Genomic DNA, 15354 nt, shown 5'->3' on the forward strand with positions numbered 1-15354 from the left:
GGCGATCACTCATCCATGATGTAGGGGTGGGTGAGGAATTCGAGGGAGTGCCCGTCGGGGTCGTCGACGTATACGCCCCGGCCGTGGTGGTGATGATTGATCTGCTGGGGCTCGGCATGGCCCGGGCCTCCCCAGTGGGGCAGCTCGCGCGCCGTGATCCGGGCGTAGATCTCGTCGAACTCGTCCTCGGAGACCAGGAACGCCAGGTGCTGGGCGATGATCCGGTCGGAGGAGATGAAGTCGGCGTAGTCGACGGTCACGCCGTTGGCGAGCGGGACGGCGGCGAACGGCCCGTAGGCCCGGGGCTCGGGTGCGCCGAGCAGGCCGGTGAGGAAGCGGGCGGAGGCGAAACGGTCGCTGCTGTGCACGATCGTGTGGTCGAGCTGCGCTGGCACGGGACCTCCCGGTGGTCGTCTTCGGAGTGGGCTCGCGCTTCGAACACTACGGCCGGAGGCCGCGTGAGGACATCAGACCTTCGGCCTACGCCCGACGGCCCCCGATCCGTCGGCCGGAGGCGCCGGAAACGTCGGTGCGATCTTCTAGGCTGGCCCCATGGCACGAGCTAATGACGCTGTGGCGGCCGCCCTGGAGGAATACGCCGAGCTGTTCGCGATGAGCGGTGGCGACGCCTTCCGGGTGCGCAGTTACCAGAAGGCCGCCAAGGCGATCGCGGGCTTCCCCGAGGACATCGCGACCACGGCGGTGCGGAGCGTGCCGGGGGTGGGTGAGGCGATCGCCAAGAAGGTGGAGGAATACCTCGGGAGGGGAAGCTTCCGGCAGCTCGACGACCTGCGCGGAAAGGTCCCCGAAGGGGTGCGGAGGCTGACCCGGATCGCGTCGCTAGGGCCGAAGAAGGCGATCTTCCTCTACCAGGAGCTCGGCATCGACTCCCCCGAGTCGCTCGCCGAGGCCATCGGGCAGGGGCGGCTCAAGGGTCTGAAGGGCTTCGGCCCCAAGACCGAGGAGAACCTGCTCAGAGGCATCGAGCAGCTCGAGCAGACCAGCGCCAGGGTGCACATCGGCGTGGCCATGGACCTGGCCGAGCGGATCGTCGCCTCGCTGCCCGCCGAGCGGATCGCCTATGCCGGATCGCTGCGCCGGATGAAGGACACCATCGGCGACATCGACATCCTCGCGGTCGGCCCCACCTCCCTGATGGACGACTTCAAGGGCAGCCCCTACGTCGCGGAGGTCATCGCCTCGGGCGACAAGAAGACCTCGATCCGGACCACCGAGGGCGTCCAGGTGGACCTGCGCGTGGTCCCGGCCGAGTCGTGGGGCGCCGCGATGCAGTATTTCACCGGTTCCAAGGAGCACAACGTGCACCTGCGCGAGATCACGGTGAAGAAGGGCTGGAAGCTCTCCGAATACGGCCTGTTCGACGGTGAGCGGCTGATCGCGGCCGAGCACGAGGAGGACGTCTACCGGGCGCTCGGCATGCCGTGGATCCCCCCGACGCTGCGCGAGGACGGAGGGGAGATCGCCGCCGCCCTCAAAGGCGAGCTGCCCGCGCTCATCACCACCGACGACCTGCGCGGCGACCTGCACACCCACACCGACCTGACCGACGGCATCGCCTCGCTGGAGGACATGGTCGCGGCGGCCCGCGCGCGCGGCCATTCCTATTACGCGGTGACCGACCACGCGCCCGACCTGGCGATGCAGCGGATGACCCTGGACAAGGCCCTGGAGCAGCGCGAGCGGCTGCGCCGGCTCCAGTCGCAGCACCCGGACATGCGGCTGCTGCACGGCACCGAGCTCAACATCGCCCCCGACGGCTCGGTCGACTGGCCTGCCGAGGTGCTGGCGGGCTTCGAGGTGTGCGTGGCGAGCGTGCACTCGCACTTCACCCAGTCGCGTGAGGAGATGACCCGTCGGTTCATCACCGCGTGCGAAAATCCGCACGTGCACATCATCGGTCACCCCACCACGCGCAGGATCGGCAGGCGCCAGCCGGTCGACGCCGACTGGGAGGCGGTGTTCCGCGCCGCCGCCCGCACCGGCACCGCGATGGAGATCGACTCCTTCCCCGACCGCTCTGATCTGCCCGCCGACCTGGTACGGCTGGCGCGCCACCACGGCGTGAAGTTCTCCATCGACAGCGACGCCCACGCGGTGCCCCACCTGGACAACCAGCGATTCGGCGTCGGCATCGCCCAGCGCGCCTGGCTCACCGCCGACGACGTGATCAACGCCTGGCCGGTGGAGAGGCTGCTAACCTTTTTGGGTCGCTGACAGTAACAAAGGCGTCACCCCCCTTCGTAAATTACATGGTTTTTTGGTAGGAAATAGATGTAAGCGAAGGAGAGGTGCCGCATGCCGTACGAGGACCTGAACGACGAGGCCGTTCACCGGCGCGCACGCGCGGGGCAACCCGCTCCGGGCAGGCGCGACCGGCTCCGCCTCGCGGCCGTCGGCGGGGAGCCGGTCCCCGGAGTCTCCTCTCCGGGGATCGTCAAGCCGCTGCCGGCGGAGACGTTCATCGCGCACGGAACCAACGCCGAGATGCGCTGGGAGGCGATGCGCGACGTCGGCTACCACGTGCCCAACGATCGTTTCTTCGTGCGCAACCACACCTCGACGCCGATCATCGATGCGGCGACCTGGCGGTTGGAACTGCACGGCACCGGCCTGAGCAATCCCCGCAGCTTCGGTTACGAAGAGCTGCTCGCGCTGCCCGCGGTGACGCGGGACGCGGCGATCGAGTGCGCGGGCAACGGCCGGAGTTTCTTCGCCACCCAGCAGGACCAGGAGATCTCCGGCACCCCTTGGCGGCTGGGCGGTATCGGAGTGGCCCGCTGGCGCGGGGTGCCGCTGGCGACGGTGCTGGAGCGGGCCGGCCTGACCCCCGACGCCGTCGACGTCATGCCGCGCGGCCTCGATCCCGAATACGTCAGCGACGGGGTGAACCACGGCCGGGTGCGCCGCCCGATTCCGGTGTCCAAAGCACTCGACGACGTGATCCTCGCCTACGAGATGAACGACCGGCCGCTCCCACCCGATCACGGCTACCCGGTACGGCTGGTCGTCCCCTCCTGGATCGGCCTGGCCTCGATCAAGTGGGTGGGCGACATCGAGGTCTCCGCCTCACCGCTCGCCTCACCGTGGAACACCGAGTTCTACCGGATGTTCGGCGAGGCCTACCCGCCGGAGGGCAGCGCCCCGCTGACCGTCCAGGGGGTCAGAAGCGCCTTCGAGCTGCCGTGGAACGCCACACTGGCGGCCGGGCGCCCGCACGTGCTGCGCGGGCGGGCGTGGTCGGGCCACGGCCGGATCGCCGGAGTGGAGGTGAGCTTCGACGGCGGCGAGACCTGGCATCGCGCCCAACTGCGCGGCCCGCATGTCGTGCCGGCCTGGACCCGCTGGCACATCACCTGGAACCCGGGGCGACCCGGCCCGCACACCCTGCTGTCCCGGGCCACCGACGAGACCGGGGCCGTCCAGCCGATGCGGACCCCGCACAACGACTACGGCTACATGTTCGACGGCGTCGTGCACCATCCCGTGACGGTCGTGAACGGATAATCGAAAACCACTCACGAACCACATCAATCACAGAGAAATTTCATACACAACTCTTACCCGCCCGAAAGGCGCCGGACATTTCCCCTGAACAGCGCTCATATTCGATGATCGAGTAAGGCTCCAGGCCAAAATCGACGACCGGTTCATCGGATTTCATCTGAAAGACTCCCCAGATCGCCCGGTGGAAACGAGGTGGAAACGAACCGGAGCGATGATGGCCAGACCGTCCCTGCCCGCTTTTCCTCTGGAGGCCCGATCGATGCGCCAGCTGACCGCACTCGACGCGCAATTCCTGCATGCCGAATCGGCGACCACGACGGCTCACGTCGCCGGGGTGGCGATCCTGGACCCGGCTGGAGCGCCCGCGGGTGTGGTCACACGTCAGGCTCTGATCGAGCTGCTGCGCGGGCGGCTGCACCTCGCCCCGGCACTGAGCATGCGCCTGGCCGGCGTGCCGTTCGGCCTCGACCACCCTTACTGGACGGAGGCCACCGACCTCGACGTCGCCGATCACGTGCACGAGGTGACCCTCCCGCTGCCCGGCGACGAGGCGCAACTGGCCGAGGAGATCGCCCGGCTCCACGAGCGGCGGCTGGACCGGAGCCGCCCGCTGTGGGAGATGCACCTCATCCAGGGGCTGACCGGCGGCCGGGCCGCCCTCTACGCCAAGGTCCACCACTGCGCCATCGACGGGGTGTCGGGCGCCGACGCCCTGGCGGCCCTCCTGGACCTCACCCCCGAACCGCGGGCGGTCCGACCGCCCGCGTCCGCGCCGGCGACCACCGTTCCGGGGCCGGCGACGATGCTCGCCGCGGCCGTGACCCGGTCGGTGACCCATCCGGCGAGAGCGTTGCGCTCGCTGGCCAGGATGGTGGCCGACCTCGACGCGATCCCGGTGGCCGCGGCTCTTCCCGGCGCCCGTACGGTGGCCGCCGCGACCAGGATGATCCGGGGGGATTCCGGAGAGCTTCCGGAGATGCCCTCCCTGTCCGCCCCGCGGACGCCGTTCAACGGCCCGATCAGCGCCGGACGGCGCTTCTCCTACGGCTCGATCCCGCTCGCCGACGTCAAGCGGGTCGCCACCACCTTCGGAATGAGCGTCAACGACGTGGTCATGACGCTGTGCGCCTCGGCGCTGCGTGCCTGGCTGCGCGAGCACGGCGCCCTGCCGGACCAGCCGCTGATCGCCGCCGTCCCGGTCGCGGTCCGCGCGTCGGACACCCAGGACAGGGTCGGCAACCGGCTGTCCGTCATGGTCGCCCCGATGCCGACCGACGTCGACGACCCACTCGACCGTCTGCGGACCATGGGACAGACGATGCGCACGGCCAAGCGGCGCTTCGCCGGCGCCCCCGCCACATGGCTGAGCGAGCTGTCCTCGGTGCTGCCCGCCGCCGTCGCCGCCCTCGCCACCCCCGCGCTCTTCCGGCTGGCCTCGATCGTGCTGCCGCCGATCAACCTGATCATCTCCAACGTGCCGGGACCGCAGCTCCCGCTGTATCTGTGCGGCGCCCGGGTGCTCGCCTACTACCCGATGTCGGTGCTCACCGACGTGAGCGGCGGGGTCAACATCACCTGCTTCTCCTACGACGGCTCACTGAACTTCGGCGTCCTGACCTGCCCCGGCCGGATGGAAGACGTGTGGCGGCTGATGGGTCATCTGCAGGAGGCCATGGATGAGCTGACGGCGTCGGCCGGCCCGGTTCCGGACCCGCAGGCTCCCAGGCCGGCAGAGATGGTCCCGGCCTGAGGCTACGGCGGCGAACCCACCCTCAAGGGGTTTTCGGCGCTCACCGGGCGGCCGGGAACCTCATCCCAGGGCGTGGGCGATCAGCTCGGCGACCGCGTCGGGATCGATGTGGTGGCCGGTGAGCTGGCAGAGGTTCTCCTGGTAGAGCAGCACCGCGGCGAAGGTGACCGCGGCCACCTCCAGCCGGGCGGCGTCGCCGCGCGCCGTGGGCAGCGCCAGCTCCAGCGCGAACCGGGCCCGCCGGATGATCTCGCCGTTCAGCCGGCCGAGCCGGTCACGGACCGAACCGTGCGTGTCGGCCTCGCGGAACAGGATGCGGCGCATCGCCGGGGAGGCGCTGAGCGGCAGGCGCCGGGCCAGCCGCGACAGGGCTCCCACCGCGTCGCCGGGGACGGCCTCCACCTCGGGAGACTCCTCCACGAGCGTGCGCTCGTCGATCAGCGCGACCAGCACGTCGATCTTCTTGGGAAAATAGTGGAAGACGAGCCCCTTGGGCACGTCGGCCAGCCGGGCGATTTCCGCCGTCGGGGTCGCTTCGTAACCGCCTCCGGCGAACAGTTCCTCGGCGGCGTCGAGAATGCGCGTGCGCGCGCCGGGATCTGAGGGGTCGCGCGCCCGCCCTGACCTGCCGGAGCGCTGTCTGAGGCTGCCCACAGCTTGACGATAGCCCCTCTCCGAGCCGGATTCCCATGCCGTGACGGGAAGAGTGCCGTAGGCGTCCGCGCTGTTCGCGTCGGCCTCATCCGGCGCACTCATCCGGCGCCGATGGAGCCGAGCAGCATCGGCAGCGCGCGACGGAGCTCCCTGTTCCAGTAGGTCATGTTGTGACGGCCGCTGTAGAAGTGGGTCTCGACGGGAACACCGAGCTCTTTGAGCCGGCCCGCGAAGGCTCTGGCGGCCTTGTCCGCGAGTTCCTCGGTGATGTCGCCGAAGATCTCGCCCCGCTTCTTCCCGCCGTCGCCGGCGGCCACGTAGAGCCGGACCCCGCGGAGCCTGGCCGCCAGGTAGTAGGGGTCGTGAGCCTGCCAGATCTCACGGTCACCGTGGGGGTCGCCCCAGATCCGCTTCCAGTCGGTGCCGAAGCAGCCCGCCGTGGTGCCGAGCATGACGGCCAGATCGACCCCGGGCATGAGGGTGTGCACCGCACCGCTGAAGGACGCCGCGGCCTTGAACTCTCCGGTCGCGGCATAGAGCATCGCCCCCTGCCCGCCCATGGAGTATCCGGCGACGGCCCGCTCTCCGTTGGCCGCATACCGCCTCTCCAGCAGGGGCAGCAGTTCCTTCAGATGGTAGGTCGCCCATCGGGGCGGGCCGCCGTCGCCGCCGTTGTACCAGTCGGAGTAGCTGCCGCACCTGCCTCCGTCGGGCATCACCACGATGACCTGCGCCTTCTCGGTCAGCTCCGCGATGTCCGACTTCGACCACGCCTGGTAGCCGTCCAGGCCTCCGTGGAGCAGCCAGAGCGTCGGCCAGCTCTTACCGGATTCCCTGGACCACCCCTCGGGCAGCAGCAGCCGGACCTTGGTGACGTCGTCGATGGCCGTGGAGCGGAGGGTCAACTCCATCCGGCGTTCGTCGAGCCGCTGTTCCTTGACGACCTCGAGGCCCCCGGGGGTCTTCGACGGCCGCCCGGAGGGTTCGGAGGATTCGGAGGCCGTGACGTCGGCCGGTCGGGGGGTCGGGTGGCGCTGGTTGGTGAGCAGGGCGATCGTGGCGGCCACGACCAGGACGAACAGCCCGCCCGCGATCACAGCACCGATGAAGAGTCCGCGTAGCCGTGAACCGGGCGCCATCAGATGCCTCCCGCAATCCCTATTGACGCCGCACATAATAACGTTCCGGCCGTCGCCGGGGATGCCGAGGAAGTGCGCGATTATCGAGGAATAGAGTGGCGAACATGAGTTTTTCCGAGCTGAACCTCTTCCCACTCTGTCTGGGCGGCAACGTATTTGGCTGGACCGCGGACCGCGACGCCTCGTTCGCCGTCCTGGACGCCTACGCCGAGGCGGGCGGCAACTTCGTCGACACCGCCGACGTCTACTCCCAGTGGGTTCCCGGCCATTCCGGTGGAGAGTCGGAGACCATCATCGGCGAGTGGATGGCCGCTCGCCGCAACCGCGACCGGATCGTGGTGGCCACCAAGGTCGGCATGCTGGACAGCCGTCCCGGACTGTCCGCGGCCAACATCCGCGCGGCCGTCGAAGACTCGCTGCGACGGCTGCGGACCGATCACATCGACTTGTACTGGGCGCACATCGACGACGCCGAGACGCCTCTGGAGGAGACCCTCGGCACGTTCGACTCCCTGGTACGCGAGGGCAAGATCCGCAACATCGGCGCCTCCAACTACGGCCCCGAGCGGCTGGCCGAGGCGCTGTCGATCTCCGAACGGGACGGCCTGGCCCGCTACGGGGTGCTGCAGCAGCCCTACAACCTGATGGAACGCGGCTACGAGGGCGCGCTGCGCGACGTGGTCGTCTCGGCCGGGCTGACCAGCACGCCGTACTACGGCCTGGCCCGCGGATTCCTGACCGGCAAATACCAGCCGGGGGTCGAGGTGGACAGTCCCCGGGCGGGCCAGGCGTCGAAATACCTGGCGACCGAGCGAGGCCCGCGGGTGCTCGACGCCCTGGGCAAGGCCGCCGCCACCCACGGCGTCGCCCCGGCCGCCGTCGCGCTCGCCTGGCTGGCCGCCCAGCCCACGGTGGCCGCGCCGATCGCCAGCGCCCGCAACGTCGAGCAGCTCAAGCCGCTGCTCGCGGTCGCCGGGCTGACCCTGAGCGAGGACGAGCTGGCGACGCTCGACGAGGCCTCCCGCTGAGCTCTCCGCCTTCGGGCCGGGACCTCCCGTCGGCCGCCGTGCGATGAGACGTCCTCGTGCGGATCGCCTACGGCCCGCACGGCGAGGGGCCCGGCCGCGTTGCGGCCGGACCCCTCGTCACGGTTCCGTGCCGGTTGATCACCCTGTTCCGTTTCGATGCCGGTCGACCGGCGCGTTCGATTCGGCGCCGGTCGACCGGTTCAGTGCTGGACGGCCTTCTCGGCGCCGATGCCGGTGAGGGAACGGACCTCGATCTCGGCGTACTTCTGCGCGTTGTACTCCTTGCTGAGCCGGGTTCCGACGAACCCGGCCAGGAAGCCGAGCGGGATCGAGACGATGCCGGGGTTGCTCAGCGGGAACCAGGCGAAGTGCGCGCTCGGGAACAGCGAGGTGGCACTGCCCGACACGACCGGCGAGAAGATCACCAGGATCAGCGCGGAAACCAGGCCGCCGTAGATGGCCGAGACCGCCCCGGCGGTGTTGAAACGCTTCCAGAACAGGCTGAAGAGGATCGCCGGCAGGTTGCCGGAGGCGGCGACCGCGAAGGCCAGCGCGACCAGGAAGGCCACGTTCTGGCCCTGCGCCAGGATGCCGAGTCCGATGGCGATCGCGCCGATGACGAAGGAGGAGATCCGGGCGACCAGGATCTCCTGGCTGTCGCTGGTTTCGCCGCGCTTGAACACGTGGGCGTACAGGTCGTGGGCGAAGCTCGAGGAGGAGGCCAGCGTCAGGCCCGCGACGACCGCCAGGATCGTGGCGAAGGCCACCGCGGCGATGAGCGCCAGCAGGATCGTGCCGCCCACCTCGCCGAAGATGGCCCGGCCGATCGCCTCGGCGAGCATCGGCGCGGCGGTGTTTCCCGCCTTGTCCTGCGCCACGATCGCCTTACCGCCGACCAGGGCCGCGGCGCCGAAGCCCAGCACGAGGGTGAGCAGGTAGAAGGCGCCGATGATGCCGATGCCCCACAGGACCGACTTTCGGGCGTCCTTGGCGGTGGGGACGGTGTAGAAGCGGATCAGGATGTGCGGCAGGCCCGCGGTGCCGAGCACCAGCGCCAGGCCCAGGCTGATCAGGTCGATCTTGCCCGCGATGCCCTGGGCCGCGGTGCCGTACTTCAGACCCGAGATCAGGAACTGGTCGCCCTTGCCGCTTCGCGTGGCGGCCTCGCCGAGCAGCGCGGAGATGTTGAAGCCGTACTTACCGAGCACCAGCAGGGTGATCAGGGTCGCACCGCCCATGAGCAGCACGGCCTTGACGATCTGCACCCAGGTGGTGCCCTTCATGCCGCCGACCACCACATAGATGATCATCAGCAGGCCGACGCCGACGATCGTGAGCGCCTTGCCGAGAGGGGAGGTGACACCGAGCAGCAGTCCGACGAGCGCGCCCGCGCCGACCATCTGGGCCAGCAGGTAGAAGATCGACACGACGATGGTGGAGACGCCCGCGGCGGTGCGGACCGGACGGGGGCTCATCCGGAAGGCCAGCACGTCGGCCATGGTGAACTTGCCGGAGTTGCGCATCAGCTCGGCGACCAGCAGCAGCGCCACCAGCCAGGCGACCAGGAAGCCGATCGAATACAGGAAGCCGTCGTACCCCGACAGGGCGATGGTCCCGGCGATGCCCAGGAAGCTCGCCGCCGACATGTAGTCGCCGCCGATCGCCAGGCCGTTCTGCGCGCCGCTGAAGGAGCGGCCTCCGGCGTAGAAGTCGGTGGCGTCTTTGGTGTTGCGGCTGGCCCAGAAGGTGATGACCAGCGTCACCGCCACGAAGAGCAGGAACAGGATCGTGGACAGCGTCTGGTGGCTCATTCGGTCTTCCCCTCCGCCTCGTGGCGGATCTCGTCGGCCAGCGGGTCGAGCTTGTTGTCGGCGTAGCGGGAGTAGGCCCAGGCGATCAGGAACGTCGACACGAACTGGAGGAGACCGAAGATCAGTGCCACGTTGACGTTGCCGAACACCTTGGTGCCCATGAAGTCGCGCGCCCAGGCGGACAACACCACGTAGAGCAGGTACCACGCCAGGAACGCGGCGGTCATCGGGAACACCCAGGACCGGAAACGCCGCTTCAGCTCCTGGAACCTTTCCTCACCCTGGATCTGTTCATGGATCGATTGGTCATGTTGCCTGGTGGTCACGGGACCTCCCACGAATGTGATCTGCATCACGGATAACGTAGGAGGGGACCGTATCCCGCGAGGAGGCCCGCGAGTGGACTCTTCGCCCAGGTGGTGCCGGGTCGCGGCCAGTTGGTCAGACCTTGCGGTGAAAGGTCCGTTCCATACGATGAGCGGTTCACCGGTCCGTCGGTTCGCCGGCCCTTCCCGCGACGGTCTACGACCGGGGCTGTTGAGACAGATACTTCTGAAGCTCCGCGTTGCGGAACTGATACAACGGCCCCTCGGTCCGCAGCAGGCCCAGGCGGTAGGCGTCCTCGAGGAAGGCCATCGTCCGCAGCGGCAGCCGCCCGCCGGCGTACAGCCGGGGAACCGTCAGGCTGTAGGCCAGCCAGGCGTGATGACTTCCCAGCATGAGCCCGAACAGCAGCCCGAACAGTAGGCCGCTCACGAGCGCGGCCACGGGATCCAGCCCTGCCTTCGCCGCGACGTACCCGCCCAGGAGCCCGATCACGAGCCCGCTGAACATCCGGATGAGGTTGAGGTTCCTGTCGGCCTGCCAGGTCGAGCGCGGAGACCTCGCCGCGGTGGTGGGGGCGGGGAGCTCGACCCACCGCAGCAGGCCGATCGCGAACTCGAATCCGATTCCGGACAGGAGCCCGACCTGGAGCGCGGCGCTGATCTCGGCGTCCCCGACCGTGCCGCTCATCAGCCAGCCCACCAGCGCGCCCAGGAGCCCGACTATCACTCCGTCCTTGAGACAGTGCACCAGGAGCAGAACCCTTCCGCGAAGCTGGAAGTCGGCGTAGCCGGGTGGCTCCTCGAACCACGACTTGATCGTGAACCTGGCCACGAACGCCGACGCGAGGCCTATGACCACCCCGGCCACGGGCACCGTCAGGCTGCCGATCAGGATTCCGACCGCGAGCCCGCACACGACGGCGGCCCACAGGATCAGGCGCGTGGGAGTCTGGCGCGCCAGATACCACCAGGCCACGTAGTGGGCTTCCTCGCCACCGGCGCCCTTGCGATCGCGGTCTTGGCCGTCGGGCATCTCCTGGAGGGAGAGATAGGTCAGCCATTGACGCACGTGCTCGGGCTTCCAGAAATGGTGGGGCCGGAAGAGCTGGGACGGGTTGCCGACGGGAGGACGCGAGCTGATGAGGGCGGGAATGAGCTGGTCGTACAGGTGGGCCCGCAGCACGAACGGATCCCCCCGCCCGAGGGTCAGCAGTGGTTCCGGATCGTTGCCGGAGGCGACGTAGATGACGCGGACCTGCCAGAGCCCCAAAGGCGTCGAGGTGACCTCGGCCAAGGCGGGAAGAGCGCTTGCTCGCATGGCGTCCAAAACCAGCGTCCAGGTGATCGGGGGGTGCGGGGGAAGGCACTCCTCCAGATAGTCGGCGGCCGTGGCGGCGGAAAGGCCGCATGGCTCAATGACCGCCGCCGCGGTGATGACGTCGCCGGCCGCCTCGACGGACTCCCCGAACTGCTCCGTACGGCAGGTCAGGATCAGCTGGTCCGACTCCCTCATCGACTGGTTCAGCGCTCGGAGAATGTCGCGCCGCGCCGCCGCGGGCAGCTCGTCCAGCCCGTCCAGCACGGGCAGCACCTCGCTGCGGGCCGCCAGCGTTCTCGGGATGTCCGGGGCGAGCCCTTCGGCACGCAGGGCGGGATAGTCCATGTCCACGCATGCCGTCAACCAGTCCTGTAGCCAGGGGTGCGTCTTGGTGTCCCAGCGCGCCGCCGACAGCAGCACCGGGATGGGATCTTCGGGACGGCGTGTTCTCGTGAGTTCCAGGAGCAGTTGCGCGGCCAGCGTCGTCTTCCCCGCCCCCGGTCCGCCGAGGACGACCAGGCGCCGGTACCGCAGCGTGCGGAAGACGTCGACCAGGTCGGTCGCGCAACCGCTGAGACAGGCGAGGGCCGGGGCCTTCCCGCCGACCAGGTGGGGGTGGTCCATCAACTCTTCGTGTTCGGTCAGTCGCCAGGGCACCTGAATGGGCTCCGGATCGGTGAGCGACCACGAGGTCGTCTCGTTGCTCCACTGCTCGGTCACCAGGCCCGCGAGGACGTCCTTGGCCTTGTCGACCTCGGCACTCGTGGGGCCGGACGAGGGACCGCCAGGCCTTCTGCCCAGCCATCGGGGCGACACCCACAACAGCCAGTTCGCCAGCGTTATCACGCCGACCACCGTCGCCACGATCGTTGAGATGTCAAGCACCGTCTTGATCGTTTCATTTTCGAGGACCGGAATCTTCCACACGTTTTCCGTCAACGCCAGAAGCAAGCCTCCGAGCATCAAGAAAAAGATTCCCAGAATCAGTGAATCCTTTGGTGATATCGCGTGAGGCCTCCATTTCCCATGTCGTCCTTCCATAAGACCATCATGCGCCAGGAGGCCATCAAAACAGAGCTAAACGAACACAAATAAAGGATTCGTCAGGAGGAAAGAGTCGCGCTCTTATCCACACACGGGTCAAGTCGGCGGCGTCGCCCAGGTCGAACCCGTGGACGCGCGGCGGGAGACGGCGCGGCAGGTTCACCGCATCGGACGGGAGACAGGTCCGCCGCATCAGGCGGGAGATACGGCGGCCCGGTCTCCACGGCCCCGGGCGGCGGCCCGTCCCCGGGGTCCGGGCAGGACGAGGTTGCCGTCGGTGATCAGCATGAAGCGTTCCAGACCCGGCACGACGGTGTGCACGGCGGTGATCTCTCCGGGAAGCGTGGCCACCGTACGCCGGTAGGCCATGTAGCCGTGCGCGGCAAGGACGGCGATCAGCCTGCGCAATTGGGCGCGGGGATGTTCGGGCACCCCGGCGGCCGGGATGAAGGGAACGGTGCGGGCGTCGCGCAGGGGCTCGGTGAGATCGAACCGCCCGCAGGCGTGCAGGGCGGGGTGGGCGGCGAGTCCCGCCAGCTCGTCCCGGGGTGAGGAGGTGCCGGGCTCGGTCAGGGTTTCACCCAGGGTGGTCTGGAGGAGTTCGGTGAGGGCGCGCCAGGCGGCTCGGGCGGGGCTGAGCGAGGTACCGGCGCCTCGCCGGTGCGGACGCCCGGGGGTGGGGGCGGTGTAGGCGAGCGCGGTGGGCACTCCGAGATCGCTGACGATGTCCAGCAGATACACCGTGGAGCCGGTGAGCCGCTCGGCCGCCGCGTAGGCGCGCGCCAGCTCGTCCGGGAGCGTGGCGGGGTCGATCACGGTGGGCCGGAAACCGCCCGCCCCGAGGAAGGCCTGCGCCAGGAGCAGGGAGAAGGCGTCGCGTTCGATGGTCTCGTTGAGGGCGTGCAGCAGCGCCTCGGCGGCGGTGACGCCGATCGCAGAGCCGCTGTTGCAGCTGTAGCGCATCAGCGGGCCGTAGTCGCAGGTGTCCGCGACCCGTTCGCGCAACCGGCCGGCGTGGGTCTCCACGTACCAGGGCGCCGACAGAAACAGCGGCACCGGCACCCCCCGCCCCTCCCCCGCCACCGGCAGATATCGGTGACAGGCCAGACGTCGGGCGGACATCCGGGCCAGCAGCACGGCGCAGGCCTCCTCCCGCAACGGCCCGGCCGCGATCCGCGTGGAATCGACCAGTTCCACGGCCGTGGGGTCGAAAAACGCCGGCCCGGTGAGGTAGTGCTCCAGCGCTTCGAACAACGCTCCCGTACGGGCCTCCTCGCGTCGCCCCTTGCCCATCCCCCGGGCCATCGGCGGCACGGCTCCGTCACGGGTGAGCATCCGGCACGACCAGGCGGTCGGATCGCTCTCCCGGCCCACATCGATCAGCTCCGGCTCCAGGCCCAGGTGCGCCAGCGCCGCCGTCACCCGCCGCGCGGCCTCCGGCAGCGATACCGTGCGCTCCGTCTCGAACAGCGCCTCACGGGTCCGCTCCGCCGCGCCCGGCCCGCTCCCCGAATCATTCACTCCGTCCCGTCACCCGTTTCCTTGCTTTCGCTTTTCACCCGCCTGGGCCGGCGCGGAAGAACGGGCACGGGAAATTCCGCCCCATGCCCGCTCTCCGGTTTCTCTCACCTGCCGTCGCGACCGGCTCCCGTATCACGAAGCAGCTCTTTCAGCTGCTCTCGCTCGATTTCGGTCAGTTCTTGGCCGCCCCTGTCCAGCGACTCGGATTTTGCGTAGTCCACGATCTTCCCCATGAAACTCACCTCCGCTCACGAGTGCCCTGGGCACATACCAGACAAACGCGGCAAATAGTTTATCTATTACAAATTTCGGCCGATGTGGCCGGTGTGGCGTCGCGGCTCCGAGGGGGGCGGGGAGCGATGTTCTACGCTCTGTGCATGGCTACCGAGAGCTCCGTGCCCGGCTACCGAGAGGGCTCCGTGCCCGGTCACCGAGGGAGAGGGGATGCCGTGGAGGAGGAACTGGCCAATCTGACGGGCCTGCTGTACGAGATGGGGCTGCTCAAACGTTACAAGCGCACGGGCTGGCTGGTCGCCGGGGTGCGGGACCCCGAGAGCATCGCCGACCACTCCTTCCGGGCAGCGGTCATCGCGAGCGCGATCGCGGCCTTGGAAGGCGGCGATCCCGAGCGAGCGGCGTTCATGAGCCTGTTCCACGACTCACAGGAGACGCGGATCACCGACATCCCTTACCTCGCCAAGCTCTATCTCAAAGCCGCGTCCAACGAGGCGGTCACCGCCGACCAGATGCGCGGCCTCCCCTCGCCCGTCGCCGACGCCATCGCCGGCGCCGTCGCCGAATACGAGGACAAGACCAGCCTGGAGGCCCGTTGTGCCCGTGACGCCGACAAGCTGGAGTGCCTCCTGCAGGCCGTCGAATACCGCGAGCAGGGCCACCAGAACGTCCAACCGTGGATCGACAGCTCACTGGCCGCCCTGCAGACCGCTTCGGCCAAACGCCTGGCGGACGAGGCGCTCCGTACCGGCTCGTCAGAGTGGGTGGCGCACGTCCTCAACGGAGACCGGCCCACCTGAGCACCGGGGCCGGACGATCGACCCGTCTCCCCGGAGACGTCGGTTGGAGTTGCGCCTCCCCGGGAAAGACCCCGACACCTCGACACCGGCGAGCTCGCCGGGGCCTCCACCGCACTCTGCCGGTGTCGGCTCCGGCGCCGCAGGAGCATGCCCGCATCGGGGGCGGTGGCGAGCCCGGCGGCCACGACGGGCTCCAGCCCGCGG

General features: G+C 69.0%; 13 protein-coding genes. 5 read left to right on the plus strand and 8 right to left on the minus strand.

Features of this window, described 5'->3' with window-relative positions:
- Positions 1–5: 5 nt before the first annotated feature.
- A complete protein-coding gene (locus ACQPYK_RS32920; RefSeq protein ID WP_433239570.1) occupies positions 6–395 on the minus strand; it encodes a VOC family protein in 390 nt (129 codons plus the stop codon).
- Positions 396–552: 157 nt separating this feature from the next.
- Between ACQPYK_RS32920 and polX the strand changes: the two genes are divergently transcribed.
- The 3 genes from polX to ACQPYK_RS32935 all read left to right on the plus strand — a co-directional run bounded on the left by polX (position 553) and on the right by ACQPYK_RS32935 (position 5275).
- A complete protein-coding gene (gene polX / locus ACQPYK_RS32925; RefSeq protein WP_433239573.1) occupies positions 553–2235 on the plus strand; it encodes a DNA polymerase/3'-5' exonuclease PolX in 1683 nt (560 codons plus the stop codon).
- A gap of 81 nt (positions 2236–2316) precedes the next feature.
- Positions 2317–3525 (plus strand): sulfite oxidase, encoded by a 1209-nt coding sequence (locus tag ACQPYK_RS32930; protein ID WP_433239576.1) that lies wholly within the window; start codon positions 2317–2319, stop codon positions 3523–3525.
- A gap of 259 nt (positions 3526–3784) precedes the next feature.
- Complete coding sequence (locus tag ACQPYK_RS32935; RefSeq protein ID WP_433239579.1) at positions 3785–5275, plus strand: WS/DGAT/MGAT family O-acyltransferase; 1491 nt, start codon at positions 3785–3787, stop codon at positions 5273–5275.
- Positions 5276–5335: 60 nt separating this feature from the next.
- On the opposite strand, the gene ACQPYK_RS32940 is transcribed toward ACQPYK_RS32935, so the two are convergent.
- Positions 5336–5929, minus strand: coding sequence for a TetR/AcrR family transcriptional regulator (locus tag ACQPYK_RS32940; protein ID WP_433239582.1), 594 nt, complete (start codon positions 5927–5929; stop codon positions 5336–5338).
- Positions 5930–6027: 98 nt separating this feature from the next.
- A complete protein-coding gene (locus ACQPYK_RS32945) occupies positions 6028–7068 on the minus strand; it encodes an alpha/beta hydrolase (RefSeq protein WP_433239585.1) in 1041 nt (346 codons plus the stop codon).
- A gap of 104 nt (positions 7069–7172) precedes the next feature.
- Here ACQPYK_RS32945 and ACQPYK_RS32950 point away from each other — a divergent pair, with 104 nt between their 5' ends.
- Positions 7173–8096, plus strand: a complete 924-nt coding sequence (locus tag ACQPYK_RS32950) for an aldo/keto reductase (protein ID WP_433239588.1) — start codon at positions 7173–7175, stop codon at positions 8094–8096.
- Positions 8097–8296: 200 nt separating this feature from the next.
- Here the strand turns inward: ACQPYK_RS32950 and ACQPYK_RS32955 are convergent, their stop codons facing one another.
- From ACQPYK_RS32955 to ACQPYK_RS32975, 5 genes are all read right to left on the minus strand, one after another.
- Complete coding sequence (locus ACQPYK_RS32955; RefSeq protein WP_433239591.1) at positions 8297–9907, minus strand: solute symporter family protein; 1611 nt, start codon at positions 9905–9907, stop codon at positions 8297–8299.
- The gene (locus tag ACQPYK_RS32960) at positions 9904–10260 is read right to left on the minus strand and encodes a DUF485 domain-containing protein (protein WP_433239594.1); all 357 of its coding nucleotides are present in this window, start codon (positions 10258–10260) and stop codon (positions 9904–9906) included. Before ACQPYK_RS32960 ends, ACQPYK_RS32955 begins: the two co-directional genes overlap by 4 nt.
- Before the next feature lie 169 nt (positions 10261–10429).
- Entirely contained in the window at positions 10430–12436 is a 2007-nt protein-coding gene (locus ACQPYK_RS32965) for an NACHT domain-containing protein (protein WP_433239597.1), read from the minus strand.
- Between the two features lie 351 nt (positions 12437–12787).
- Positions 12788–14116 carry a YcaO-like family protein gene (locus ACQPYK_RS32970; protein ID WP_433239600.1) on the minus strand — a complete coding sequence of 443 codons (1329 nt, stop codon included), beginning with the start codon at positions 14114–14116 and terminating at the stop codon, positions 12788–12790.
- A 104-nt stretch (positions 14117–14220) separates the two neighbouring features.
- Complete coding sequence (locus tag ACQPYK_RS32975) at positions 14221–14349, minus strand: hypothetical protein (protein WP_433239603.1); 129 nt, start codon at positions 14347–14349, stop codon at positions 14221–14223.
- A 258-nt stretch (positions 14350–14607) separates the two neighbouring features.
- On the opposite strand from ACQPYK_RS32975, the gene ACQPYK_RS32980 reads away from it, so the two are divergent.
- A complete protein-coding gene (locus ACQPYK_RS32980; protein WP_433258982.1) occupies positions 14608–15150 on the plus strand; it encodes an HD domain-containing protein in 543 nt (180 codons plus the stop codon).
- Positions 15151–15354 lie beyond the last annotated feature (204 nt).

This window comes from Streptosporangium sp. CA-135522 (genome assembly GCF_050949235.1).
Lineage (GTDB): Bacteria > Actinomycetota > Actinomycetes > Streptosporangiales > Streptosporangiaceae > Streptosporangium.